Origin of the sequence: Tsuneonella sp. CC-YZS046 (assembly GCF_035581365.1) — a bacterium.
Lineage (GTDB): Bacteria > Pseudomonadota > Alphaproteobacteria > Sphingomonadales > Sphingomonadaceae > JAWKXU01.
Map to the genome: position 1 here is coordinate 607,332 of NZ_CP141590.1, position 22,420 is coordinate 629,751.

Genomic DNA, 22,420 nt, shown 5'->3' on the forward strand with positions numbered 1-22,420 from the left:
TGCGCTTATTGGCCACAGTCTTATAGGCGCAAGCATGCGTACAGCCCGGATCGCCCGCAAAACCAGCGAAACCGACATTTTCGTCGAGGTGAATCTCGACGGGACAGGTTCCTACGAGATTTCCACCGGCATCGGCTTCCTCGATCACATGATCGAGCAATTCTCGCGCCATTCGCTGATCGACGTCACCCTGCGGGTCGCCGGAGATCTGCATGTGGACCAGCACCACACCACGGAAGACAGCGCGATCGCGCTGGGCCAGGCCATTTCCCAGGCGCTGGGGGACAAGGCCGGGATCGGCCGCTACGGCAGCGTCTATTCGCCGATGGACGAAGCGCTGGCGCGCGTGGCGCTCGACATCTCGGGCCGCCCCTGGCTGGTCTGGAAGGCGAGCTTCACCCAGCCTCGCCTGGGCGAGATGGACACCGAACTGTTCGAGCACTGGTTCCAGTCGGTCGCGCAGGCGGTGGGCATCACCCTGCATATCGAGCTGCTCTACGGCCAGAACAATCACCACATCATCGAAGGCATCTTCAAGGGCTTTGCCCGGGCGATGCGCGCTGCGGTGGAGCTCGACGCGCGCAAGGGCGGGGCGGTGCCTTCCACGAAGGGGCAGCTAGGTGGCTGAAGTCGTCGCTCTCGTCGATTACGGCGCGGGCAATCTTCACTCGGTGCGCAATGCCCTGATCGCCGCCGGGGCGGAGACGGTGAAGCTGACCGCCGATCCCGATGTGGTGCGCGCGGCGGACCGGATCATCCTGCCCGGAGTGGGTGCGTTCGGCGCCTGCGCGGCGGGCCTTCGCGCCATTCCCGGCTTGATCGAAGCCATGCGGGAGCGGGTGCATGTGGGCGGGGCGCCCTTCCTGGGCATCTGCGTGGGCATGCAATTGCTGGCCGATCGCGGGCTGGAGCATGGGGTGACGGCGGGGCTTGGCTGGATCGCCGGAGAGGTCCGGGCGATCGAGGCGACGGACCCGGCGATCAAGATCCCGCATATGGGCTGGAACGATGTCGTGCCCACCCCGCATGAGGATGGCGCCGAACTGATCGAGCCGGGGGAAGCCTATTTCCTGCATTCCTATCATTTCCAGCCTGCCGAGGGGCGGCACATCGCCGCCATGACCGACCATGGCGGCGGGCTGGTGGCGGCCGTCGCCCGCGACAATATTCTCGGGGTGCAGTTCCACCCGGAAAAGAGCCAGTCCTACGGGCTGGAGCTGCTCTCCCGCTTCCTGGAGTGGAAACCGTGATTGTATTTCCCGCCATCGATCTCAAGGGTGGCCAGGTCGTGCGGCTGGCTGAAGGCGATATGGCGCGCGCCACCGTCTATGGCGACGATCCTGCTGCGCAGGCCATGGCCTTTGCGGAAGCGGGCGCCGGGTTTCTGCATGTGGTCGATCTTGACGGGGCATTTGCCGGCGAGGCCCGCAATCGCGAAGCGGTCGAAGCGATCCTCGAGGCCTTTCCCGGCCATGTCCAGCTGGGCGGCGGCATCCGCAATCGCGAGGCGGTGGAAGGCTGGTTCGATCTGGGCGTCAGCCGGATCGTGATCGGTTCGGCAGCCTTGAAGGACCCACAGTTCGTCAAGGACATGGCCCGCGAATGGGAAAACGGCATTGTCGTGGCGGTGGACGCGCGCGACGGCATGGTCGCGACGGAAGGCTGGGCGGAAGTCTCGGACGTTCCGGTGCATGAGATGGCCCGCCGTTTCGAGGATGCGGGGGTGGCGAGCCTGTTGTTCACGGACATCGGGCGCGACGGGCTGCTCAAGGGCTGCAACATCGAAGCGACGGTCGATCTCGCGCGGCGCACCTCGCTGCCGGTGATCGCCAGCGGCGGGGTGAAAGGGCTGGACGATATTCGTCTGCTCTCGCTTCATGCGGTGGACGGGATCGAGGGCGTTATCACCGGCCGCGCCCTGTATGACGGGCGGCTGGATCTGGCGGCGGCCCTGCAGATGGCGGCCCGGGCATGACCGTCCGCATTCGCGTCATCCCGTGCCTCGACGTGCGCGATGGCCGCGTGGTGAAGGGGGTCAACTTCGTCGATCTCAAGGATGCGGGCGATCCGGTCGAGCAGGCGCAGGCCTATGACGCCGCCGGGGCGGACGAGCTTTGTTTCCTGGATATTTCCGCCAGCCATGAAGGGCGGGGCACGCTGCTCGATGTGGTGCGGCGCACCGCCGAGGTCTGCTTCATGCCGCTCACCGTGGGGGGCGGGGTGCGTTCGGTGGAGGATGCGCGGGCGCTGCTGCTGGCCGGTGCGGACAAGGTGGCGGTCAATTCCGCCGCCGTTTCCCGGCCCGAACTGGTTGCCGACATGGCGGAAAAGTTCGGGAGCCAATGCGTCGTCGCCTCGGTCGATGCACGTGCTTCGACAAGCTCAGCAGGAGCGGGGAAGCGGTGGGAAATCTACACCCATGGCGGCCGCCGCGCGACCGGGATCGATGCGGTGGCCCATGCGGTCAGGCTGGCGGAACTGGGCGCGGGCGAATTGCTGGTCACGTCGATGGATGGCGATGGCACCCAGGCCGGTTACGACCTCGATCTGACCCGCGCGATCGCGGACCGGGTGAGCGTGCCGGTGGTGGCCAGCGGCGGGGTCGGCAATCTGCAGCATCTGGTGGAAGGCGTGACGAAGGGCCATGCCAGCGCGGTGCTGGCCGCATCCATCTTCCACTTCGGCACTTATACCATCGCGCAGGCGCATTCCGCCTTGCGCGAAGCGGGCCTGCCGGCACGGGGCTGAGCCGGCCCCGAACCGTCGAACCGCTTTACACGCGCGCAAGGAAGGCTGGTCGGATTAACCAATGAAACAGGCTTGTATCCTTGGTTTGCCGTTTGTGGCCCGATGGTTGCTTTAACCTTCCCGATGTATCGTCTGGCCCTTTTCCTGCTGATGTCCGTCCATCTGCTGCTGGCGGCGCCGGTGAATGCGTCCAGCGGGACGACGGTGCCGGAGCCTTCCGATCTTGCGCTGTTCATCCTGGGCCTGCTGGGGGTGATTCTGGGGCGCGAGGTCGCGATACGCTACAAGCGGCGCGACAAGGACCACGACAACAAACTCTGATCCCTTGCCTTGCGGCTGCTGCGGCTTGACCGCGCCCGCCGGGCGATCCATGTCACGCGCCATGGATACGCTGTCCCGTCTCGAACAGACCATTGCCCGGCGCCGCGCCTCGGCCGCCAGCGAAAGCTATGTCGCGCAGCTCCATGCGCGCGGGTTGCCGGTTATCGCGCGCAAGCTGGGCGAGGAAGCGGTGGAAGCCGTGATCGCCGCGCTTTCGGGCGAGCGCGAGGAGCTGGTGGGCGAGGCCGCGGATATCCTGTTTCACCTGCTGGTGCTGCTCTCCGCCCGCGATGTGCCGCTTGCCGATGTGCTGGCGGAACTCGACCGGCGGGAAGGTACCTCGGGCCTTGTTGAAAAAGCTGCACGGAAGAGCTGATGCCTGTCGACGCAACCCAACCCTATGACGACCAGAACATCTTCGCCAGGATTCTGCGGGGAGAGCTGCCTTGCACGAAGGTCTATGAGGATGAGTGGGCTTTCGCCTTTAACGACATCAATCCGCAGGCGCCGGTCCATATCCTGGTGGTGCCCAGGGGCCCCTATGTGAGCTGGGACGATTTCACCGAAAAGGCGGGTGACGCCGAAATTTCGGGCTTCATCCGCGCGGTGGGCAAGATCGCGCGCGATCAGGGGCTGGTGGCCCCCGGCTATCGCCTGATTGCCAACACCGGGTTCCATTCTCATCAGGAAATCCCGCATTTTCATGTGCATATCTGCGCCGGCAAGCAGATGGGGCGGATGATCCCCGAATAGGGCGATGCCGCTGTAGCGAGCCGATTTTGCGATATGAAGGAGGCGGTGGGTTGCCCAACAACTCGTCGCGCGGTTAAACGGCGCGTGGCATGGCTATTCTTCCCGACCCTCCGGCAGGTCGCCTCGACGGCACCACGCATCGTTTCGCGATACGTGTCTATTTCGAGGATACGGATGCCGGCGGGATCGTTTATCACGCCAATTACCTGCGCTGGTTCGAACGGGCGAGAATGGACCTCATCGGTCTTCTCGGCATCGATCAGCGGATGGCGCTGGAGGAGCGGAAAGGGTTCTATGTCGTTACCGATATCACGATACACTATGCCCGCCCCGCGCGCCTGGACGATGCCGTAGTGGTGGAAAGCACGGTCACTTCTGTGGGCGCGGCCAGCTGGCGCGCCAGCCACCGCGCGTTGCGGGCGGACGAGCTTCTGGCCGAAGCGCAGGCCCGCATCGGCTTTGTCGGAGCCGGCGGACGCGCGGAACGCCAGCCCGAAACATGGCGCAAGTCGCTTCAATCCATCTTGATCGCAGAGAGTAACAGATGACAGAACTGTCCCTTCTTGCGGCGGCGCTTCCCGCCGCTCCCACCCGGCTTGATCCGGTAAAGCTCTTCCTCGATGCCGACATCGTCGTGCAGGTGGTGATGGCGGGGCTGATCCTGGCCAGCATTTGGGTCTGGATGATTATCATTTCCTTCTCCTTGCGGATCGCTTCGGTGCGCCGCCGCTCGGATGAGTATGAGCTGGATTTCTGGACGAAGATGGACGGGCGCAGCGCGGATGACCTGCGCGCCAAGAACCAGAGCGCGGCGTCTCGCGTTGCCGGCGCCGGTCTGGAGGAATGGCGCCGCACCGGCCGCAATGCCGACCGCGAGGCTGCGAGGGAGCGGGTCGCGACGGCGATGTCCAGCCAGGTTGCCGTGGAGGCCGACACTCTCGCCGATCGGCTGAACTTTCTGGCGACTGTCGGCTCCGTTGCCCCCTTTGTGGGCCTGTTCGGTACCGTCTGGGGCATCATGAACAGCTTTTTCCAGATCGGTTCGCAGCAGAACAGCTCGCTGGCGGTGGTCGCGCCCGGCATTTCCGAAGCCCTGTTCGCGACGGCTATCGGCCTGTTCGCGGCAATTCCGGCGGTGATAGCCTATAACCGCTTTTCCCACCGGGTGAACGCGCTCGAGGCCCGGCTGCAGCGCTTTGCGGACAAGGTCTATTCCCTCGTCAGCCGCGAAATGGATGATCGCTGATGGCTATGGGAGTGGCAGGCGGCGGCGGGCGCCGGGGAAGCAGGCGGGGTGCGCGACGCGCGCCGATGGCGGAGATCAACGTCACTCCGCTGGTGGACGTGATGCTGGTGCTGCTGATAATTTTCATGGTGACCGCGCCATTGCTGACCGCGGCTGTTCCTGTGGAGCTTCCGGATAGCCGCGCCAGTGCGATGGAGCAGCAGAGCGACCAGGTGACGATTTCCATCCTCTCGGATGGGCGCATCTATCTCGACGAGGAGGAATTGGCGCCCGGGTCCCTGCCGGACCGGTTGGCCACTCTGCCGGTGGATGCTTCAGGAAAGCCGCCCCTGGTGGTGCTGCGCGCGGATCGCGCGCTCGATTACGGGCGGGTGATGGAGGTGATGGGTGAATTGAACCATGCGGGGTTCAATTCGATTTCGCTGGTCACCAACAGTTCAGTTTCGGCTCCATAGGCCCACGCTATGGCATCTTCAGCAGTCCTTCGTCCGGAAGAACGAGTTCCCCTGGCGGTGGCCTTGGTGCTGCATGGATTGCTGGTCGCCGCCCTGCTGTTGCAGCCGGACCGGAGCAATGTCGTCCCCATTCCGGAACGGATGACCGTCAGCTTGGCAGAAGATGTGGGGCTGACGGCGACGGCGCCAACGATCGTCAGCGAACAGCGCGCGGCGGTCGCGCCCGTTCTGGCGCCTGAACCCGCTCCGCCCAGTCCGCCCGAGCCGGCTCCTGTTCCCGAGCCTGCGCCAAAGCCGAACCCTGCGCCCGCGCCGAAGCCGGCGCCAGCCCCGCGCGCGAAGGTGCCGCAGCCGGCGCCCAAGCCGAGCCCGGCAGCGAAGCCTGCGGCCCAGCCCAGTCAGGCCGCGGCGAAACCTGCCGCAAAGCCCGCGGCGAAGCCCGCACCCAAGCAGGGCGGCGGCAGCAGGATCGGCGACGATTTTCTTGCCGGCGCGGCCACGGGCAGCAAGCGGGGTGACGATCGCGTTCCGGCTTCGGAAATCGGGGCCGCTGAAAAAGCGTCCCTGGCCCAGGCGATCGGCCGCCAGTTGAAGCCGCACTGGTCCTCGCCGCAAGGCGCCGATGCGGAATTGCTGGTCACGGTGCTGGCTTTCGACCTAAACCCGGACGGGACCCTCTCGGGCACGCCGCGCGTTGTGCGCCAGGAAGGGATTACGGATGCCAATCGCCCGCAAGCGTCGCGTCATGCCGAACTGGCCGTCAGGGCCGTGCAGCTGGCCGCGCCGTTCGACCTTCCACCAAGGTTTTACAACGCCTGGAAACAGGTTTCCGCCTTCAGATTCGACAGGAAGTTGTCGCAATGAAAAAGATACTCGCTCTTTGCCTCATCGTTCTTGCCGCTCCGCTTTCCGCGCAGGTAAGCGAAGCTCCCACTATCCCGATCGAAGCATCGGGCGAAACCGGGCTGACCGGGTCCGTCTCCGACGACAAGGCCTGGCAGGATCTCGGCATCGCCATCCCCGGCTTCGCCACGGACAATAATGTCCCCACCCCGGCCAATGCGCAGGGCACGGCCGCGCTGGGCAAGGAACTGGCGCGCGTGATTACCGCCGATCTGCGCAACAATGGCCTGTTCCAGCCGGTTGGGCCGGATGCCTTGCCGCAGCCGACCTTCCCGGAAATCACTTCTCCGGTCTGGGGCACCTGGAATTCCCGCAATGCGGAGATGCTGGTTCATGGCTATGTCCGCGCCGGAGCGGACGGAAGGCTGACCGTGGGCTGCTATCTCTACGACATCAATCTGCAAAGCGAACTGGTGCGGCAGGGCTGGGTGGTCCAGCCCGCCGACTGGCGCAGGGCGGCCCATAAATGCGCGGACCTGGTCTATTCGCGGCTGTCCGGCGAAAGCCCGTTCTTCGACAGCAAGATCGCCTATATCGCGGAAACCGGCCCCAAGGGCAATCGGGTCAAGCGGCTGGCGATCATGGATTCCGATGGCGCAAACCATCGCTTCATCACCACTGGCCAGACCAGGGCGCTGACCCCGCGCTATTCGCCGGATTACAGCAAGATTGCCTATCTGAGTTACCTGCGTGGCAATCCGCGCATTTTCATTTACGATATCGCAAGCGGCAAGCAGCACCTTGTGACGGAGAGCAGCAATCCGACCTTCGCCCCGCGCTGGTCCCCGGACGGGAAGTGGATACTTTATTCGATGGCGGTGAACGGCAACACTGACATATACCGGGTTTCCGTTAACGGCGGGCAAAGCCAACGGCTTACCGATGCGCCGGGCATCGATATCGGCGGCAGCTATTCTCCTGACGGATCGAAGATCGTGTTCGAAAGCGACCGCTCCGGAAGCCAGCAGATCTATGTCATGGATGCCAATGGCTCCAATCAGAAGCGAATCACCTTCTTCGGCGGCCGCGCCGCCACGCCGGAATGGAGCCCGCGCGGCGATCAGATCGCGTTCACTCATATCAGCGGCGGTTTCCGGATAGCGGTGATGAGCCCGGGCGGCGGCAATGTGCGCCACCTGACCGATAGCTGGCAGGACGAGGCGCCCACCTGGTCGCCCAACGGCCGCATCATCCAGTTCTTCCGCACGGAACGTAATTCAGGCCGCACATCGCTGTGGCAGGTGGATCTGACGGGGCGGAACCTCAGGCGGTTGCAGACGCCAGTCGATGCTTCCGACCCGGCCTGGGGACCCGTTTTGCCCTGAATGCATTATAGTGAACAGTACCGCCGGATTTCCGGCCAAGTCGAGGAGGAATATGGATGAACAACAAACTCTTTACCGCCATCGCCTTGGCGAGCGCGCTTGCGCTCGGCGCTTGCAAGAGCACAGCTCCCAAGGAATTGCCGCCGGAGCCGACCGCTCCTCCGCCCACCGAGACCGCCACCGGCCCGGTGCCGGGCAGTCAGGCTGATTTCGTCGCCAAGATGGCGGGCCGTGACGTGATCTATTTCGATACCGACGAGTATAATATCGACAGTGAAGATGCCGCTGCTCTCCAGGGGCAGGCGCAGTGGTTGCTGCAGTATCCGAACAAGCGCGCAACCATCGAAGGCCATTGCGATGAACGTGGCACTCGCGATTACAACCTTGCTCTGGGCGAACGCCGCGCCAATGCCGCCAAGAATTATCTGGTGAGCCTGGGCATCGACGCAAACCGCCTGTCGACCGTGAGCTATGGCAAGGAACGCCCGGTCGCCATGGGTTCCGACGAGGGGGCCTGGGCGCAGAACCGTCGCGCCGCGACCATCACGATCGACTGATCCGCGAAATTTTTCGCCAAACGGGGGCGGGCGCGGCTGGTGTCGCTGCCCGCCCTTGCCTATGTTGAGGCCATGAATGCGAGGCAACCCTGATGGCCCGTCCGAGGCGTTCCCTGGATTGGGGCTTTCCCCGCTGGCGCGGCTACGGCTCCTCGCGGGAGGCCGCCAATGTGCGTCTGTGCGATCGGCATGGATGCGACGAGCCAGGCAATTGCCCCGCGCCAAAGGCCCCGAATAGCCCTGAGCGCTGGTATTTCTGCCAAGGCCACGCGGCGGAATACAATGCCAAGTGGGACTATTTCGCCGGTCTTGACAAGGCCGAAGCGGAAGAACGCGCTAAGGCCGAGAAACGGGACAATTCCGGCTATCGGGAAGCGGCGCATTATGGCTGGGCGGGTTCCGGCGATGGCAGCCGCAGCGCTGACGAGATGCAGGCGCTGGATGTGCTCGGGCTGGACAGCGACGCGGATTTCGACGCGATAAAGCGCGCTTGGCGCAATAAGGCCAAGGAAGTGCATCCCGATGTGCGGCCCGGCGATGCCGAGGCGGCCAAGGCGTTCCAGGCTTATCAGCTCGCTTATGAGGTGCTGCGTCAGTCCGAGGAACGGCGGGAGTGGAAGGGCTAGTTCAGCTTCCGCTGTTTGTCCGTAACCCGGATACCCAGTCCGTCACGAGTTGCGCAAAGCGATCAGGGCCGATCTCAGGCAGAAAATGGTCCGCGCCGTCCACGATCGAGAGGCTCCCGCGCGGCATTGCATCGGCCAATGCCCTGGTTGCGATGGTGAAGGCAGGCTGGCTTTCCGTTCCCATCGCGCAGCAGCAGGGCGTATCGATCCTGGCCAGATCCTCTCGCGTGATCTTGCCGGGATCGGTGCTTGAGAACAGCAGCGGCATCATCCTGGCGTTGGACAGGTAGATCGCGCGGCGCGCTTCTGGCATCTTTTCATAATGGCTGCCGAACAGCGCGGGGATGGTGGCGTCCGGGCCATCGGCCTGCAGCACCCCTGCCAGAGCGCCGAAGATCGTCTCCGCGCTCTGGGCGAAGGCGCCTCGCTCCGCTTCATCCACGATATGAAAGGGCCGCGCCCCTTCATAGAGCACGGCCGATGCGAACAGGTCCGGCTCGGCGAGCAGCGCGGCAAGCCCGGCCTGCACAGCATAGGACCAGCACACCAGATGGACCGGCCCCCCGGCCTGTCTTGCGGCGGCGATGATGTCTGCCTTGTGAAGCCCGATCCCGAAGCGTCCGCCATCGTCGGGCCAGGCATCGGGGCCGAAATAGGTGAGGGTGATAGGGTTGCTTTCCATCCAGCCGGGAAGGCGGGCAATCACCGGCTCCCAGATGCGGGCATCGCCCGCCGCGCCATGCACGAACAGCAGCTTCTCGGTCTTCGTCATATGAGGGTCGCCATGCTCCATATCACTCCCACGATCAGGAATATGCCGCAAATATCAAGCCATAGGCCGGCGCGGATCAGGCGCGTCAACCGGATGCGGCCGGTTGCCCAGGCGATGGCGTTCGGCCCGGTCCCAGCCGGGAGCATGAATCCCCAGCTGGCCGCCATCGCTGCCGGCATCGCCAACAGCAGCGGGTCTGCGCCAAGCGCCACGGACAGGCTGGCCACCACGGGCATGACCCCGCTCGCGGTTGCGACATTGCTGGCGAATTCGGTCACGACGACGACCAGCGCCACCAGCGCGAGCGCGATCACCAGCAGCGGCACGGTGCGCAAGGGCAACAGGGCTTCGCCAAGCCAGTCCGCCAGCCCGGATGCTTCCATGCCCGAGGCCAGCGCCAGCCCGCCCCCGAACATCAGGATCACCGCCCAGGGCGCCTTGTCAGCCTCTTTCCAGAGCAGGAGCGGGCGGCCGGTTCCGTCGGGAATAATGAACAGCAGCAGACCGGCGGCGATGGCGATGGTGCCATCGGTGAGCGCGCCTTTCGGCAGCAGAGGTTCCAGCAGCGGTTGGCAGACCCAGGCAAGAACAGTCAGCGCGAATAGCGGGATCAGCCGTCTTTCAGGTGACGTAAGAGGGCCGGTGTCCCTGATCGTCTCGCGCGCGGCGGCGATGTCGAAGGGATGATCCGCGACGCGTTGCACGCGGCCTATGATCCATGCGGCCAGCGGTATCCCGGCAACGACCATGGGCAGGCCGAACATGGCCCATCGCGCGAAGGATATCTTCAGGCCCAGCATATTGTCGAGCAGAGCGACCGCGATGGCGTTGGTGGGCGAGCCGACGATGGTGCCGAGGCCGCCGATCGACGCGGCAAAGGCGATTCCCATCGGCAATGCTCCAGCCAGCCCTTGGGTTTCGTCATCCGCGAGGCCACCTCCGGCAAGAACCGCCAAGGCCATCGGCATCATGATCAGCGCCGTGGACGTGTTCGAGATGAACATCGAAATGAAGCCGGTGGAGATCATGAAAGCCAGCAGCAGCCGCATTTCCCCGCCCTTGCCCATGCGGTTGAGCAGGCCGAGCGCAAGCCGCCGGTGCAGGCCGGTGCGTTCCACGGTCAGGGCAATGAAAGCCCCGCCCAGGATCAAGAACAGGATCGGAGAGTAATAGGCCGATGCCGTCTCCTTCGCGTCGGAGATCCCGGCAAGCGGAAGGACCAGGAATGGCAGCAGCGCCGTGGCGGTCAGCGGGAGAGCTTCCGTCATCCACCATGCCGCCATCAGGAAGACCAGCCCGGCCACCACCCATGCCGTTTCAGGCATGGCGGCGGGAGCGGGAAGGACGAGCGTCGCCAGAAAGCCGGCCAGGCCGACGACGAAGCCTGTGCGTTTCGCGGTCACGTGATAGATTCTCCCCCTTGGTTCCACGCTAGACACGCGTTGCCAGGGGAGCAAGCCGCGCCGTCCACCTGGGTGGGGCGGGCGCGGCCTCGATACCTATCGGCTCTTGCCGATTCGGCTTATTTGGGAGCGAGCACCATCAGCATCTGGCGGCCTTCCATGCGGGGGAAGGCTTCGACCTTCGCGATTTCGGCGACATCGTCCTGCACGCGGCGAAGCAGATCCATGCCGAGCTGCTGGTGAGACAATTCGCGGCCGCGAAAGCGCAAGGTGATCTTCACCTTGTCGCCATCTTCGATGAAGCGATGCACGTTGCGCAGCTTCACATCGTAATCGTGCGTATCGATGTTGGGACGCATCTTGACCTCCTTGATATCCTGGGTCTTCTGCGTCTTGCGTGCGGCGTTGGCCTTTTTCTGGGCTTCGTACCGATACTTGCCGACATCTAGGAATTTGCAGACTGGCGGATCGGCATTGGGTGATACCTCGACCAGATTCAGCCCGACATCGGCTGCCTGCTCGATTGCTTCCCTGGTATACATCACGCCAAGGTTTTCGCCGTTTTCATCGATGACCCGCACCTTGTCGGACTGGATCATATTATCAAAGCGCGGCCCGCTCTTGACGGGGGGCGAAAGCATGCGCCGGGGTGGACGAGCTATAGTATGGTCTCCTGTAATAGCGGTTTAGTGCGCGCGTCTTAATGCGAAACGCGAATAAGCGAAAGGGGGTCCCGCTTATATCAGGCGGCGGCGCGCCATAGCGGGAAGCGAAGCAGCCTGCCGCGCGTCTCGATCAAGGCGTGAATGGCGTCGGCGGGTTGCATCGCATCGAGGATCGCCGGATCGGCCGCGTCCATCCCACCGGTAAGCGCGCCGAATGCAGGCAGGATCATGCGGCCGCCGCCTGCGCGGTCCTCGCCCAGCACCGCGCAGGGCCGGTTGATATGCCTGCCGCGCGCGCTGATCCGCAAGCGTGGATGGAAATGGCCTGAAAGTTCGAACCGGGTTTCACCCACCCTTGCCTTGTGGCGGAGAACGACTCCACCGATGTCCAGTTCCGCTTGCATGATGCCGCCCCGGATCGGGCCGGGTTCGCCGTCATGATTGCCGGTGATCCACACCCAGTCCACCGCGCGGGTGAGGGCGTCGAGCATTCCGGCGGCATGCGGTTCGAGCCGCCGCGCGCCGTCTTCGTCATGAAAATTGTCGCCCAGCGTATAAACCCGCCTTGCCCCTGTCTCGCGGATGGCGAGGGCGACCCGCTCCAGCGTTTCGCGGCTGTCGTAAGGGGGCAGCATCTGGCCGGCTTTCGCGAAGAAGCTGGCTTTTTCGAGATGCAGATCGGCCACCAGCAAGGCCGCCTCGCGCGGCCAGTAGAGCGCGCCGGAACGAGTCAGCAGCCATTCCTGACGTGCGAACGAAAGGGGAACCATGTCCTTCCCTTGCCCAAGCCGCGCGCAAATGGCAAGCGGAGTGCGCACGCCGTGCGGCGGATGGTTTGACCGCCCGGAAAATGGCAATCCAGATAATGGCAATGGTGAAATGGACGACTGGACCCGACATACCGATCGCGCAAGGCAATGGTTCGAGAGCCTTAGGGACCGCATTTGCGCCGAATTCGAGGCGATCGAGCGGGAGGCGGGCAGCGATGCCTTGTTCGAATATCTGCCCTGGCGTCGGGAAACCGAGGATGGCAGCGATGGCGGCGGCGGGACGCGCGGCCTGATGAAAGGCAAGGTGTTCGAAAAGGTCGGGGTCAATGTCTCGACCGTGGGCGGACAGTTCACGCCGGAATTCGCCCAGCAGATTCATGGGGCGGGGGCGGAGAACGCCGGCTTCACCGCCACCGGTATCAGCCTGGTGGCGCATATGGCCAATCCGCATGTCCCGGCGGTTCATATGAACACGCGCTTCCTCACGACCGCCAAGGCTTGGTTCGGGGGTGGTGCGGATCTCAATCCGCCCATCCCTTATGAGGAAGACACACAGGCCTTCCATGCGGTTTTCCGCGCCGCCTGCGCCGGCCATAATCCGACCTATTACGAACGCTTCAGCAAATGGGCGGAGGAATATTTCTTCATCCCGCATCGCGGCGTGGCGCGCGGGGTGGGCGGCATCTTCTACGACCATCTGGAATGCGGCGACGATGCCGAATGGGAGCGGAACTTCGCCTTCACCCGCGATGTGGGGGAAGCCTTTCTCGCTGCCTTCCCGCCCTTGGTGCGCAAGCGCATGAATATGGAATGGAGCGAGGCGGACAAGCGGCGCCAGCTGGAATGGCGCGGGCGCTATGCCGAATTCAACCTGGTATATGACCGGGGCACTCTGTTCGGCCTCAGGACCGGCGGCAATATAGATGCGATCCTGATGAGCCTGCCGCCGGAAGCCACCTGGAGCTGAAGGCCTTCCCTTCGCCAGGCGGCGCCCCTTCAAACGGTGGCGCACTGCCGGATCGGGCTTGCGATCCGACAGTGCATTATTGCCGGGTTGCCTAGAATCTGAAGGCCAGACCGGCGCTCAGGACCCAGGGATCGAGATTATGCTTGGTCTCCAGGACCTTTGCTCCGTTGGCATCATGCCATTTGGCGTCGACAGACAGGAAATAGCGCTTGGCATCGAGACTTATTCCCAGGCCCGAGTCATTCACCGGAATATCTATCCCGGCCTGCAGCGCGAAGCCGAATGCATTGTCGACCTTGGCCTTGGTGGCGCCCAGCGCCTGCGCGGTGGCCCCGGCTTTCTCGTCGAAGAAGATGAAGTAGGTCGGCCCGGCGCCGACATAGGGCTTAATTCCGCCGGCATTGAAGTGGTATTTCGCCGTGAAGGTGGCGGGGATGATCTTGGCGTTGGAAACCAGCCGCGCTCCGGCAAGTGCCCCCTTGCCGTCCACGTCATGCTGGGTGACGCAGCAGATCGTCTCGATCGACACGTTGGGCGTGAAGAAATATTCGATCGCCACGGTCGGGACGAAATTGTCATCCGCCTTGGTTTCCACATTGGCCGGAAGCGCGGCGGCCACCGATGGAGCGGCGAACTTCACCTTGTCCAGCTCGCCATCCGGCAAGACGGCGGTCCCCAAAACCTTGACCTGCCAGGAGCCGGCATTCTCGTCAGCCATGGCCGGGTGGGAAAAGGCAATGGCGGCAGCGGCTGTGGCGGCCAGGGCGATAGTCTTACGCATAAGTTTGGTTCCCGCGTCGTGGGGGGCCACCCCGTGCGGCCTCGACTGCCACGTCGCATGGGGGGCTTGTGACAAACCCCTCGATCCGGGACATTGACGTGCCGCAACGCAAAAATTGACACGGGTCAATGTTGCGCCGCCGAAGAAGCCATAAGCCGAATGCCTCTCTCCCGACGAGAAGGCTCTGGAAAAATGGAATCGGTACTAACGCGCGCCGGATGGTGGTTCGCAGGGCTGTTGCTCGCTGTAATGGCGGCAGCCGCGGCCAAGGACAGCGGATTCGCCATTCACATGACCTTGATTGCGCTCGCCGCCCTGATCGGGCTTTGGGTCAGCATCAGCCGAGTGGATTACGGGGCGATTGCCCGAGGCATATTGCAAACTCCCGCCGATCCGGGCCGCTACGATGACGATCCGATCCGCTGGGGCGTCATCGCCACCGTATTCTGGGGAATGGCCGGCTTCCTGGCCGGGGTGTTCATCGCGCTCCAGCTCGCGTTTCCGCTTCTCAATCTGGAACCCTACCTCAATTTCGGGCGGCTGCGGCCGCTGCATACTTCGGCGGTGATCTTCGCCTTTGGCGGCAATGCCCTGATCGCGACCTCCTTCTACGTTGTGCAGCGCACCTGCAGGGCGCGGCTGGCCTTTCCCGGCCTGGCGAGGTTCGTGTTCTGGGGATACCAGCTCTTCATCGTCCTCGCGGCCACCGGCTATCTTCTGGGCGTCACCCAGTCGAAGGAATACGCCGAACCCGAATGGTATGTGGACTGGTGGCTGACCATCGTCTGGGTCGCCTATCTCGCGGTCTTCGTCGGCACGCTTGTGAAGCGCAGCGAGCCGCATATCTACGTGGCGAACTGGTTCTATCTGTCCTTCATCCTCACCGTGGCGATGCTGCATGTCGTGAACAATCTCGACCTGCCTGTCAGCCTGCTTGGCTCCAAGAGCTATCCGGTCTTCGCCGGGGTCCAGGGCGCGCTGGTGCAGTGGTGGTATGGGCATAACGCGGTCGGCTTCTTCCTGACCGCCGGCTTCCTGGCGATGATGTATTACTTCGTGCCCAAGCAGGCCGAGCGCCCGATCTACAGCTATCGCCTGTCTATCATTCACTTCTGGGCGCTGATCTTCCTCTATATCTGGGCCGGCCCGCACCATCTCCACTACACCGCGCTGCCCGACTGGGCGCAGACCCTCGGCATGGTCTTCTCGATCATGCTGTGGATGCCCAGCTGGGGCGGCATGATCAACGGCCTGATGACGCTGAACGGCGCATGGGACAAGGTCCGCACCGACCCGATCATGCGCATGTTCGTGATGAGCCTCGCCTTCTACGGCATGAGCACCTTCGAGGGGCCGATGATGTCGATCAAGTCGGTCAACAGCCTGTCTCACTACACCGACTGGACCATCGGGCACGTCCATTCCGGCGCGCTCGGCTGGAACGGCATGATTACCTTCGCGGCGGTCTACTTCCTGGTTCCGCGGCTGTGGGCGCGCGAGCGGCTCTACAGCCTGCGCATGGTCAACTGGCACTTCTGGCTCGCGACGCTGGGCATCGTCTTCTACGCGGCGTCGATGTGGGTGTCCGGGATCACCCAGGGCCTGATGTGGCGCGAATACGGGGCCGATGGCTATCTGGTGAACAGCTTCGCCGATACCGTGGTGGCGCTCCATCCCATGTTCCTGATGCGCGCCTTCGGGGGGCTGCTCTACCTGGCGGGCGCGGTTCTGCTGGTGATCAATGTCTGGGCCACCATCCTCGGCAAATTGCGCCAGGAAGCGCCGCTGACCGATGCCGCCTACGATCCCGCGGCGGACCGCCCGATCGTTCCGGCAGCGGCGAATTGAGGGGGGCGAGATCATGAGCATCACCGAACGTCACAAGAAGCTGGAACGCAATGTCACGCTGCTCGGCGTGGGCGCGTTCATCGCTGTCGCGATTGGCGGCATCGTGGAGATCGCGCCGCTGTTCTGGATCGACAACACCATCGAGAAGGTGGAGGGCATGCGCCCCTATACGCCGCTCGAGCAGGCGGGGCGCGACATTTATGTCCGTGAAGGCTGCTACACCTGCCACAGCCAGATGATCCGCCCGTTCCGCGACGAGGTGGAACGCTATGGCCACTACAGCCTGGCGGCGGAGAGTATGTATGATCGCCCGTTCCAGTGGGGCTCCAAGCGGACCGGGCCTGATCTGGCGCGGGTGGGGGGCCGCTATTCGGACGAATGGCATGTCCAGCACCTCAAGGACCCGCGCTCGGTCGTGCCGGAAAGCGTCATGCCGCCCTATGCGTTCCTGGCGGACAACGATCTGGAGATCGGCGATCCCGCCGCGCGGCTTACCGCGCTCAAGCATCTCGGCGCGCCCTACAGCGCAAAGGATATTGCGCAGGCCGAAGCCGATATGAAGGCCCAGGCCGATCCCGAGGCCGACGCGGGCGATCTGGCCAAGCGTTATCCCAAGGCGCAGATCCGGGATTTCGACGGCGATCCCTCGCGCATCACCGAGATGGATGCATTGGTCGCCTATCTCCAGATGCTCGGCACCTTGGTCGACGTTTCAAGCGCCGCCGCTCAGGAAGAGCTGGCCACGGAGACGGGCCGATGAGCGAGCACTCCACCTACGACATGCTGCGCCACCTGGCCGATAGCTGGGGGCTGCTGGCGATGATGATCGTGTTCGTGGCGCTTGCCGCATGGCCGTTCCGGCCCGGCGCGAAGCAGCGCAACGACGAAGCGGCACGGATAATCTTCAAGGACGAGAGCGATGGCGAATAAGCGCGTCGATGAACCCACTGGCGTCGAAACCGTCGGCCATGAATGGGACGGCATCGAGGAACTGAACAATCCGTTGCCGCGCTGGTGGCTGTGGACATTCTACGCCACCATCGTCTTCGCGGTCGGCTATTGCGTCGCCTATCCGGCCTGGCCGCTGGTCGAGAAGGGCACGGAAGGGGTGCTGGGCTGGACCAGCCGGGGGCAGCTGGCCAAGGAAATACAGGCGGAAAACAGCCGGAAAGCGCCCTTGCTGGCTGCTCTCTCGCAGATACCTGTCGAGCGCCTGCCGCAAAACGGGGCAAATATGCGTGCCGCCATCGCGGGCGGGCAGGCCGCCTTCAAGGTCAATTGCGTCCAATGCCATGGCTCCGGCGCGGCCGGCTTCAAGGGCTATCCCAATCTCAACGACGACGACTGGCTGTGGGGCGGCGACCTCAAGGCGATCGAATATACGATTACCCACGGCATCCGCCAGCCGGGCGACAAGCAGACCCGCTTCAGCCTGATGCCCGCCTTCGGCCGCGACGGCCTGCTGACGGGGCCGCAGATCCAGGATGTGGTGAGCCATGTCCGCACCCTGTCGCGCCTGGAAAAGCCCAGCGCGTCATCGAGGCGAGGCGCGGCGATCTTCGCCGAGCAATGCGCGAGTTGCCATGGCGTTGACGGCAAGGGCAGCCGCGAGTTCGGCGCGCCCGACCTTGCCGATGCGATCTGGCTGTATGGCGGGGATCGCGCCACCTTGACCGAAACCCTCACCAATTCGCGCCAGGGCGTGATGCCGGCCTGGGGGCAACGGCTCGATCCGGTGACGATCAAGATGCTGGCCGCCTATGTCCATTCGCTGGGCGGCGGCGAAGCCTTCGTCGAACCAGCCGCCGCGACGGCTGATGCTGCTGCGGCGCCAGCGGGCCAAGCCAATGAGCCAGATTGAAACCATCGTTCCGGCGCGCAAGGCCAAGCCGCGGGAACAGCTCTACGCGAAGCGGGAGCCGGTCTTCAACAAGCGGATCGACGGGCCGTTCCGGCGCTTCAAATGGCTCGTCATGGCCGTCACCCTGGCGATCTACTACGTCACCCCATGGTTGCGCTGGGATCGCGGGGCCTATGCGCCCGACCAGGCGGTGCTGATCGATCTTGCCCATCGCCGGTTCTATATGTTCGGCATAGAGATCTGGCCGCACGAATTCTATTTCGTGGCCGGGCTGCTGATTATGGCCGGGATCGGGCTGTTCATCGTGACCAGCGCGGTTGGGCGCGCGTGGTGCGGCTATGCCTGCCCGCAGACCGTATGGACGGATCTGTTCCAGCATGTCGACAGGTTCATCGATGGCGATCGCAATGCCCGGATGCGGCTCCACAAGGCGCCATGGGGGCCGGCCAAGATCGCGCGCAGAACCGTCAAATGGGCAATCTATCTGGCGATCAGCTTTGTCACCGGCGGGGCCTGGATACTCTACTTCGCCGACGCGCCCTCGCTTTTCCGCGCATTCTTCGCCGGGGACGCGCCCGCCGTCGCTTATGGCACCGTGGCGGTGCTCACTTTCACCACCTTCTGGCTGGGCGGTTTCATGCGGGAGCAGGTATGCGTCTATATGTGCCCCTGGCCACGTATCCAGACCGCCATGCTGGACGAAAAATCCCTGATCGTCACATACAAGCAATGGCGCGGCGAACCGCGCGGCAGCGTGAAGCAGGCCGAGAAGAATCCCCTGGCTTTCGGTGACTGCATAGATTGCAACCAGTGCGTGGCGGTGTGCCCCACCGGCATCGACATTCGCGAAGGGGCGCAGATCGGCTGCATAACCTGCGCGTTGTGCATCGATGCCTGCGACCGGGTGATGAAGCAGATAGGCCGTCCACGCGGGCTGATCGACTATGCCACGCTGGAAGATTGCGAGCGCGAGGCCGCCGGGCAGCCTGCCCGGCCCGTCTGGAAAGCGCTGCTGCATGCCCGAACTCTCATCTATCTGGGCGTCTGGGGTGCGATCGGGTTTGCCCTGCTGTTCGCGCTCGGCACGCGCGCCCGCATCGACATATCGGTCGCGCAGGATCGCAACCCGCCCTTCATGATGATGAGCGACGGGTCGGTGCGCAACGGCTACACGATCAAGCTGCGCAATATGCAAAGCCGCCCGCGCGTGATGGAAATCGCCATGGAGGGGCTTCCCGGCGCCAGCATGTGGACGGATGAGATGCCGCGTTCGGCCGCCGCCCGGAAAATCCGCCGGACCCTTGCCGCGGACACGGTCGAAAATCTGCGGACCTATGTGATCGCTCCGCCCGGCGCAGCCGCGCGGGATTTCACCTTCCACCTGCGAACGCTCGATGAAGAGCGCGAGGAGGACAGCAGCGAAGCCCATTTCGATGCACCGGAGGCCACCCCATGACCAATCGCTTCACCGGGCGCCACATGGCGCTGATCCTTGTCAGCTTCTTCTCGGTCGTCATCACCGTCAATGTCGTCATGGCGCGCTTCGCCAGCTCGACATTCGGCGGCGTGGTAGTCGAGAATTCCTATGTCGCGAGCCAGCATTTCAACCGCTGGCTGGCAGAGGCAAGGGCGCAGGAGGCGCTGGGCCACGAGGTTTCTATCGACTGGCGGGATGATGGCGTGGTGGCAATCCTGCTCACCGACGCTCCGGCTACGGCTGCGGTCACGGCAATCGCGCGTCACCCCCTGGGCCGCCTGCCTGACCGGACGCTGCGCTTCGTGCCGGATGGCGGCGGCCGGTTCGTTTCGGCCGAAATGCTGCCGCCCGGGCGCTGGCGGGTGCGGCTCGAAGTGCGGAACGCGGGCCGAATCTGGCGCCATGAAGAGGAACTGCTGAGATGAGCGCGCTGTCCCTCGTGGCTGACGAGAAATCGGCGGAAACGGTGCTTGCCGTCCCCGGCATGCATTGCGCGGGCTGCATCAGCAAGATCGAACGAGGCCTGGGGCAGACGCGGGGAATCCTGTCGGCTCGGGTAAATCTTTCCGCGCGGCAGGTGACTGTCCGGCATGATCCGGCGTTGAAGCCACGCGATCTTGTCGCTGAACTGGGCCGGATCGGCTTCGAGGCGGAACCGCGCAAAGGCTCGCTGGCCCGTTCGGATTCGGCCGTAAGGCCCTTGCTCGCTCCACTCGCGGTCGCCGGTTTCGCGACGATGAACGTGATGCTGCTGTCGGTCAGCGTATGGTCGGGCGCGGATGGCGCGACCCGCAGCATGTTCCACTGGATTTCCGCGCTGATCGGCGTGCCAGCCATCGGCTATGCCGGAATGCCTTTCTTCCGCTCGGCCTGGCGCGCGCTGCGGCGTGGCCGCACCAATATGGATGTGCCGATTTCGATCGGTGTTTCGATCGCGGCCGCGCTCAGCCTCTATGAAACGATAGTGGGGGGCAGGGACGCCTGGTTCGACGGCGCATTGATGCTGCTCACCTTCCTGCTGGCCGGGCGCGTGCTCGATGCGATGATGCGGGATCGCGCCCGCACCGGCGTGGATGCGCTGCTGCGCCATGCGGCGGCAGGGGCAATGGCCGTGGGCGCCGATGGCAAGCTCGAATGGCGCAAGGCGGAAGATCTGGCGCCGGGCACGATCATGCGGGTGGCGGCCGGCGAAAGACTGGCGGCGGACGGAGATATCCTGTCGGGCGCCAGCCGCTTCGACCAATCCCTGCTTACCGGGGAAAGCGCGCCGGTTCCGGCAAGCGTCGGGGAGCGGGTGCTGGCGGGAACGCTCAACCTGGACGCTCCGGTCGATGTCAGGGTGAGCGCGGCGGGGCGGGACACGACGCTTGCCGAGATCGCGCGCCTGATGGAAGCGGCCGCGCAGGACCGCTCCCGATATGTCCGCATTGCCGACCGGGCGTCGCGGCTCTATGCCCCGGCTGTCCACACCCTGGCGGCCCTGAGCTTCGCGGGTTGGATGCTTGCGGGGGCCGGGTGGTATCACTCGCTGGTGATCGCCGTCGCGGTGCTGATCATAACCTGCCCTTGCGCCCTCGGGCTGGCCGTCCCCGTAGCTCAGGTGGTGGCCAGCGGGGCATTGATGCGGGCCGGAATCATGGTCAAGGATGGCTCCGCGCTCGAACGGCTGGCGGCAGTGGACCGCGCCTTGCTCGACAAGACCGGCACGCTCACCCTCGGCAAGCCCATGCCGGATGCGAATGTGCTGAGCAGCCTGCCCGAAGATGCGGCGGCGGTGGCGCTTGCGTTGGCCTCGCACAGCCGCCATCCGATTTCGGGCGCGCTTGCCAACGCTCTGGCTGCGGCGGGCCATCACGCGGCGGAACTGACGCAGGTCACGGAGCGGGCCGGGTCGGGCGTGTTCGCCCAATGGCAGGGCCATGCGGTGGCCCTGCGCCGCCCGGAAAGCGCGAACGGCATCGCGGTGGCTCTCGATATTGAAGGGCGGCCGATCTGGCTGATCCCCTTTGCCGACCGGCTGCGGCCCGACACCGGGGAGGCGCTGGCGCAACTCGCTCGGCTCGGGCTGGAAACCACGATCCTTTCGGGGGACAATCCCGCCTCGGTCGCCGCGGCAGCCCGCGAAACCGGCTTGTTCGCGCAGGCGGGCGCTTCCCCGCAGGACAAGCAGGACGCCATCGAGCGCTTGCAGAACGCGGGGCACAATGTGCTGATGGTGGGCGACGGGCTGAATGACGGCCCAGCCCTGGCCAGGGCGAATGCCTCGATCGCTCCGGGTTCGGCAAGCGACGTGGGCTTGCAGGCTTCCGACCTGGTGTTCGTGCAGGATTCGCTGCTGGCCCTGCCCCGTGCGGTGCGCACCGCACAGGCCACCATGCGGGTGGTGAAGCAGAACTTCGCCCTGGCGATAGGCTACAACGTGCTGGCCGTGCCCTTGGCCATGGCCGGGTTCGTCACGCCGATGATCGCCGCGCTTTCTATGTCGCTGAGCTCGCTGGTCGTGATCGCCAACTCGCTGCGCCTGGGCAGGGCTGCCCGATGAACGGACTGGCCTTTCTGATCCCGGTCGCGCTTTCGCTCGGTCTGGCCGGTCTCGGTGCCTTTCTGTGGTCCTTGCGTTCCGGTCAGTTCGATGATCTGGACGGCGCGGCCCATCGTATCCTGATAGATGAGGAACCACCCGAATGACGGCTGGTGGCGCCACCCTGCTGGCTCTTGCTGCGCTGGTGCCTGCTGCCTTGAACCCCGCGCTCGTGCTGTATCGACCGGGGATTCCCGTCGCGCTGTGCGGCGGAGCGGTGGGTTCTGCGGTGGAGATTCCGCTGGCGCCGCAGCGATTGCCCGGCAGCGACGAGGAGCTGTGCTGCGGCAAGGCCTGCCATGGCGGGTCCTCGCGCAAGCGCGCGGGGACGAACGCGGACCCGGTTTAGTAACGGCGCCGT

Annotated in this window: 29 protein-coding genes; 24 read left to right on the top strand and 5 right to left on the bottom strand. The window is 64.5% G+C overall.

Annotated elements, in window-relative coordinates; all coding sequences use genetic code 11:
- The first annotated feature begins 34 nt into the window (after positions 1-34).
- From hisB to U8326_RS03115, 14 genes are all read left to right on the top strand, one after another.
- Positions 35-628: an imidazoleglycerol-phosphate dehydratase HisB gene (gene hisB, locus U8326_RS03050; RefSeq protein ID WP_324742260.1), complete on the top strand. Its 594-nt coding sequence runs from the start codon at positions 35-37 to the stop codon at positions 626-628.
- Positions 621-1,250, top strand: coding sequence for an imidazole glycerol phosphate synthase subunit HisH (hisH, locus tag U8326_RS03055; protein WP_324742262.1), 630 nt, complete (start codon positions 621-623; stop codon positions 1,248-1,250). Before hisB ends, hisH begins: the two co-directional genes overlap by 8 nt.
- Entirely contained in the window at positions 1,247-1,975 is a 729-nt protein-coding gene (gene hisA / locus U8326_RS03060; RefSeq protein WP_324742264.1) for a 1-(5-phosphoribosyl)-5-[(5-phosphoribosylamino)methylideneamino]imidazole-4-carboxamide isomerase, read from the top strand. The genes hisH and hisA overlap by 4 nt, the downstream gene beginning before the upstream one ends.
- Complete coding sequence (gene hisF, locus U8326_RS03065) at positions 1,972-2,748, top strand: imidazole glycerol phosphate synthase subunit HisF (RefSeq protein WP_324742266.1); 777 nt, start codon at positions 1,972-1,974, stop codon at positions 2,746-2,748. Before hisA ends, hisF begins: the two co-directional genes overlap by 4 nt.
- A 123-nt stretch (positions 2,749-2,871) precedes the next feature.
- Positions 2,872-3,069, top strand: coding sequence for a PEP-CTERM sorting domain-containing protein (locus U8326_RS03070; RefSeq protein ID WP_324742268.1), 198 nt, complete (start codon positions 2,872-2,874; stop codon positions 3,067-3,069).
- Between the two features lie 61 nt (positions 3,070-3,130).
- A complete protein-coding gene (locus U8326_RS03075; protein ID WP_324742270.1) occupies positions 3,131-3,445 on the top strand; it encodes a phosphoribosyl-ATP diphosphatase in 315 nt (104 codons plus the stop codon).
- Positions 3,445-3,822 carry an HIT domain-containing protein gene (locus tag U8326_RS03080; RefSeq protein WP_324742272.1) on the top strand — a complete coding sequence of 126 codons (378 nt, stop codon included), beginning with the start codon at positions 3,445-3,447 and terminating at the stop codon, positions 3,820-3,822. The genes U8326_RS03075 and U8326_RS03080 overlap by 1 nt, the downstream gene beginning before the upstream one ends.
- 89 nt (positions 3,823-3,911) lie before the next feature.
- Entirely contained in the window at positions 3,912-4,370 is a 459-nt protein-coding gene (locus U8326_RS03085; RefSeq protein ID WP_324742274.1) for a YbgC/FadM family acyl-CoA thioesterase, read from the top strand.
- Complete coding sequence (tolQ, locus tag U8326_RS03090; protein WP_324742276.1) at positions 4,367-5,068, top strand: protein TolQ; 702 nt, start codon at positions 4,367-4,369, stop codon at positions 5,066-5,068. Before U8326_RS03085 ends, tolQ begins: the two co-directional genes overlap by 4 nt.
- Positions 5,068-5,523: an ExbD/TolR family protein gene (locus tag U8326_RS03095; RefSeq protein WP_324742278.1), complete on the top strand. Its 456-nt coding sequence runs from the start codon at positions 5,068-5,070 to the stop codon at positions 5,521-5,523. The genes tolQ and U8326_RS03095 overlap by 1 nt, the downstream gene beginning before the upstream one ends.
- Before the next feature lie 9 nt (positions 5,524-5,532).
- Positions 5,533-6,387: an energy transducer TonB gene (locus tag U8326_RS03100; protein ID WP_324742280.1), complete on the top strand. Its 855-nt coding sequence runs from the start codon at positions 5,533-5,535 to the stop codon at positions 6,385-6,387.
- A complete protein-coding gene (tolB, locus tag U8326_RS03105) occupies positions 6,384-7,751 on the top strand; it encodes a Tol-Pal system beta propeller repeat protein TolB (protein WP_324742281.1) in 1,368 nt (455 codons plus the stop codon). Before U8326_RS03100 ends, tolB begins: the two co-directional genes overlap by 4 nt.
- Positions 7,752-7,807: 56 nt before the next feature.
- Positions 7,808-8,308 (top strand): peptidoglycan-associated lipoprotein Pal, encoded by a 501-nt coding sequence (pal, locus tag U8326_RS03110; RefSeq protein ID WP_324742282.1) that lies wholly within the window; start codon positions 7,808-7,810, stop codon positions 8,306-8,308.
- A 92-nt stretch (positions 8,309-8,400) separates the two neighbouring features.
- Positions 8,401-8,934, top strand: coding sequence for a J domain-containing protein (locus U8326_RS03115; protein ID WP_324742284.1), 534 nt, complete (start codon positions 8,401-8,403; stop codon positions 8,932-8,934).
- A gap of 1 nt (position 8,935) precedes the next feature.
- Here U8326_RS03115 and U8326_RS03120 read toward each other — a convergent pair whose 3' ends face one another.
- The 4 genes from U8326_RS03120 to pdeM form a co-directional block, all read right to left on the bottom strand.
- Positions 8,936-9,706 (bottom strand): alpha/beta hydrolase, encoded by a 771-nt coding sequence (locus U8326_RS03120; protein WP_324742286.1) that lies wholly within the window; start codon positions 9,704-9,706, stop codon positions 8,936-8,938.
- Positions 9,703-11,109 (bottom strand): DASS family sodium-coupled anion symporter, encoded by a 1,407-nt coding sequence (locus U8326_RS03125; protein WP_324742288.1) that lies wholly within the window; start codon positions 11,107-11,109, stop codon positions 9,703-9,705. The genes U8326_RS03120 and U8326_RS03125 overlap by 4 nt, the downstream gene beginning before the upstream one ends.
- A 119-nt stretch (positions 11,110-11,228) precedes the next feature.
- The gene (infC, locus tag U8326_RS03130) at positions 11,229-11,750 is read right to left on the bottom strand and encodes a translation initiation factor IF-3 (RefSeq protein ID WP_324742290.1); all 522 of its coding nucleotides are present in this window, start codon (positions 11,748-11,750) and stop codon (positions 11,229-11,231) included.
- A 101-nt stretch (positions 11,751-11,851) separates the two neighbouring features.
- Complete coding sequence (gene pdeM / locus U8326_RS03135; RefSeq protein WP_324742292.1) at positions 11,852-12,544, bottom strand: ligase-associated DNA damage response endonuclease PdeM; 693 nt, start codon at positions 12,542-12,544, stop codon at positions 11,852-11,854.
- Between the two features lie 109 nt (positions 12,545-12,653).
- Here pdeM and hemF point away from each other — a divergent pair, with 109 nt between their 5' ends.
- Positions 12,654-13,511 carry an oxygen-dependent coproporphyrinogen oxidase gene (gene hemF / locus U8326_RS03140; protein WP_324743509.1) on the top strand — a complete coding sequence of 286 codons (858 nt, stop codon included), beginning with the start codon at positions 12,654-12,656 and terminating at the stop codon, positions 13,509-13,511.
- Positions 13,512-13,602: 91 nt separating this feature from the next.
- Here hemF and U8326_RS03145 read toward each other — a convergent pair whose 3' ends face one another.
- A complete protein-coding gene (locus tag U8326_RS03145; protein ID WP_324742294.1) occupies positions 13,603-14,292 on the bottom strand; it encodes an OmpW/AlkL family protein in 690 nt (229 codons plus the stop codon).
- 192 nt (positions 14,293-14,484) lie between these two features.
- On the opposite strand from U8326_RS03145, the gene ccoN reads away from it, so the two are divergent.
- Genes ccoN through U8326_RS03190 form a run of 9 tightly spaced genes read left to right on the top strand, consistent with a single transcriptional unit; the run spans position 14,485 to position 22,408 of the window.
- Positions 14,485-16,140: a cytochrome-c oxidase, cbb3-type subunit I gene (gene ccoN, locus U8326_RS03150; RefSeq protein ID WP_324742296.1), complete on the top strand. Its 1,656-nt coding sequence runs from the start codon at positions 14,485-14,487 to the stop codon at positions 16,138-16,140.
- Between the two features lie 13 nt (positions 16,141-16,153).
- Positions 16,154-16,900: a cytochrome-c oxidase, cbb3-type subunit II gene (gene ccoO, locus U8326_RS03155; RefSeq protein WP_324742298.1), complete on the top strand. Its 747-nt coding sequence runs from the start codon at positions 16,154-16,156 to the stop codon at positions 16,898-16,900.
- Positions 16,897-17,070 (top strand): cbb3-type cytochrome c oxidase subunit 3, encoded by a 174-nt coding sequence (locus U8326_RS03160; protein WP_324742300.1) that lies wholly within the window; start codon positions 16,897-16,899, stop codon positions 17,068-17,070. The genes ccoO and U8326_RS03160 overlap by 4 nt, the downstream gene beginning before the upstream one ends.
- Entirely contained in the window at positions 17,060-18,001 is a 942-nt protein-coding gene (ccoP, locus tag U8326_RS03165; RefSeq protein WP_324742301.1) for a cytochrome-c oxidase, cbb3-type subunit III, read from the top strand. The genes U8326_RS03160 and ccoP overlap by 11 nt, the downstream gene beginning before the upstream one ends.
- Positions 17,988-19,457: a cytochrome c oxidase accessory protein CcoG gene (gene ccoG / locus U8326_RS03170; protein WP_324742303.1), complete on the top strand. Its 1,470-nt coding sequence runs from the start codon at positions 17,988-17,990 to the stop codon at positions 19,455-19,457. Before ccoP ends, ccoG begins: the two co-directional genes overlap by 14 nt.
- Positions 19,454-19,903 carry a FixH family protein gene (locus tag U8326_RS03175; RefSeq protein WP_324742305.1) on the top strand — a complete coding sequence of 150 codons (450 nt, stop codon included), beginning with the start codon at positions 19,454-19,456 and terminating at the stop codon, positions 19,901-19,903. Before ccoG ends, U8326_RS03175 begins: the two co-directional genes overlap by 4 nt.
- Positions 19,900-22,020, top strand: a complete 2,121-nt coding sequence (locus U8326_RS03180; RefSeq protein WP_324742307.1) for a heavy metal translocating P-type ATPase — start codon at positions 19,900-19,902, stop codon at positions 22,018-22,020. Before U8326_RS03175 ends, U8326_RS03180 begins: the two co-directional genes overlap by 4 nt.
- On the top strand, positions 22,017-22,166 hold the full coding sequence (gene ccoS / locus U8326_RS03185; protein WP_324742309.1) for a cbb3-type cytochrome oxidase assembly protein CcoS: 150 nt from the start codon (positions 22,017-22,019) through the stop codon (positions 22,164-22,166). The genes U8326_RS03180 and ccoS overlap by 4 nt, the downstream gene beginning before the upstream one ends.
- Complete coding sequence (locus U8326_RS03190) at positions 22,163-22,408, top strand: hypothetical protein (protein ID WP_324742311.1); 246 nt, start codon at positions 22,163-22,165, stop codon at positions 22,406-22,408. Before ccoS ends, U8326_RS03190 begins: the two co-directional genes overlap by 4 nt.
- The last annotated feature ends 12 nt before the right edge of the window (positions 22,409-22,420 follow it).

Bases quoted from the DNA above. Each gene is read 5' to 3' on its own strand.
- ccoP (WP_324742301.1), top strand. From the start codon at position 17,060: ATGGCGAATAAGCGCGTCGATGAACCCACTGGCGTCGAAACCGTCGGC.
- U8326_RS03180 (WP_324742307.1), top strand. From the start codon at position 19,900: ATGAGCGCGCTGTCCCTCGTGGCTGACGAGAAATCGGCGGAAACGGTG.
- ccoN (WP_324742296.1), top strand. From the start codon at position 14,485: ATGGAATCGGTACTAACGCGCGCCGGATGGTGGTTCGCAGGGCTGTTG.
- U8326_RS03160 (WP_324742300.1), top strand. From the start codon at position 16,897: ATGAGCGAGCACTCCACCTACGACATGCTGCGCCACCTGGCCGATAGC.
- U8326_RS03075 (WP_324742270.1), top strand. From the start codon at position 3,131: ATGGATACGCTGTCCCGTCTCGAACAGACCATTGCCCGGCGCCGCGCC.
- U8326_RS03095 (WP_324742278.1), top strand. From the start codon at position 5,068: ATGGCTATGGGAGTGGCAGGCGGCGGCGGGCGCCGGGGAAGCAGGCGG.
- pal (WP_324742282.1), top strand. From the start codon at position 7,808: ATGAACAACAAACTCTTTACCGCCATCGCCTTGGCGAGCGCGCTTGCG.
- hemF (WP_324743509.1), top strand. From the start codon at position 12,654: ATGGACGACTGGACCCGACATACCGATCGCGCAAGGCAATGGTTCGAG.
- hisF (WP_324742266.1), top strand. From the start codon at position 1,972: ATGACCGTCCGCATTCGCGTCATCCCGTGCCTCGACGTGCGCGATGGC.
- U8326_RS03120 (WP_324742286.1), bottom strand. From the start codon at position 9,706: ATGACGAAGACCGAGAAGCTGCTGTTCGTGCATGGCGCGGCGGGCGAT.
- tolB (WP_324742281.1), top strand. From the start codon at position 6,384: ATGAAAAAGATACTCGCTCTTTGCCTCATCGTTCTTGCCGCTCCGCTT.
- pdeM (WP_324742292.1), bottom strand. From the start codon at position 12,544: ATGGTTCCCCTTTCGTTCGCACGTCAGGAATGGCTGCTGACTCGTTCC.
- ccoO (WP_324742298.1), top strand. From the start codon at position 16,154: ATGAGCATCACCGAACGTCACAAGAAGCTGGAACGCAATGTCACGCTG.
- infC (WP_324742290.1), bottom strand. From the start codon at position 11,750: ATGCTTTCGCCCCCCGTCAAGAGCGGGCCGCGCTTTGATAATATGATC.
- U8326_RS03085 (WP_324742274.1), top strand. From the start codon at position 3,912: ATGGCTATTCTTCCCGACCCTCCGGCAGGTCGCCTCGACGGCACCACG.
- ccoS (WP_324742309.1), top strand. From the start codon at position 22,017: ATGAACGGACTGGCCTTTCTGATCCCGGTCGCGCTTTCGCTCGGTCTG.
- U8326_RS03175 (WP_324742305.1), top strand. From the start codon at position 19,454: ATGACCAATCGCTTCACCGGGCGCCACATGGCGCTGATCCTTGTCAGC.
- U8326_RS03115 (WP_324742284.1), top strand. From the start codon at position 8,401: ATGGCCCGTCCGAGGCGTTCCCTGGATTGGGGCTTTCCCCGCTGGCGC.
- U8326_RS03100 (WP_324742280.1), top strand. From the start codon at position 5,533: ATGGCATCTTCAGCAGTCCTTCGTCCGGAAGAACGAGTTCCCCTGGCG.
- U8326_RS03080 (WP_324742272.1), top strand. From the start codon at position 3,445: ATGCCTGTCGACGCAACCCAACCCTATGACGACCAGAACATCTTCGCC.
- ccoG (WP_324742303.1), top strand. From the start codon at position 17,988: ATGAGCCAGATTGAAACCATCGTTCCGGCGCGCAAGGCCAAGCCGCGG.
- tolQ (WP_324742276.1), top strand. From the start codon at position 4,367: ATGACAGAACTGTCCCTTCTTGCGGCGGCGCTTCCCGCCGCTCCCACC.
- U8326_RS03070 (WP_324742268.1), top strand. From the start codon at position 2,872: ATGTATCGTCTGGCCCTTTTCCTGCTGATGTCCGTCCATCTGCTGCTG.
- hisB (WP_324742260.1), top strand. From the start codon at position 35: ATGCGTACAGCCCGGATCGCCCGCAAAACCAGCGAAACCGACATTTTC.
- U8326_RS03145 (WP_324742294.1), bottom strand. From the start codon at position 14,292: ATGCGTAAGACTATCGCCCTGGCCGCCACAGCCGCTGCCGCCATTGCC.
- U8326_RS03190 (WP_324742311.1), top strand. From the start codon at position 22,163: ATGACGGCTGGTGGCGCCACCCTGCTGGCTCTTGCTGCGCTGGTGCCT.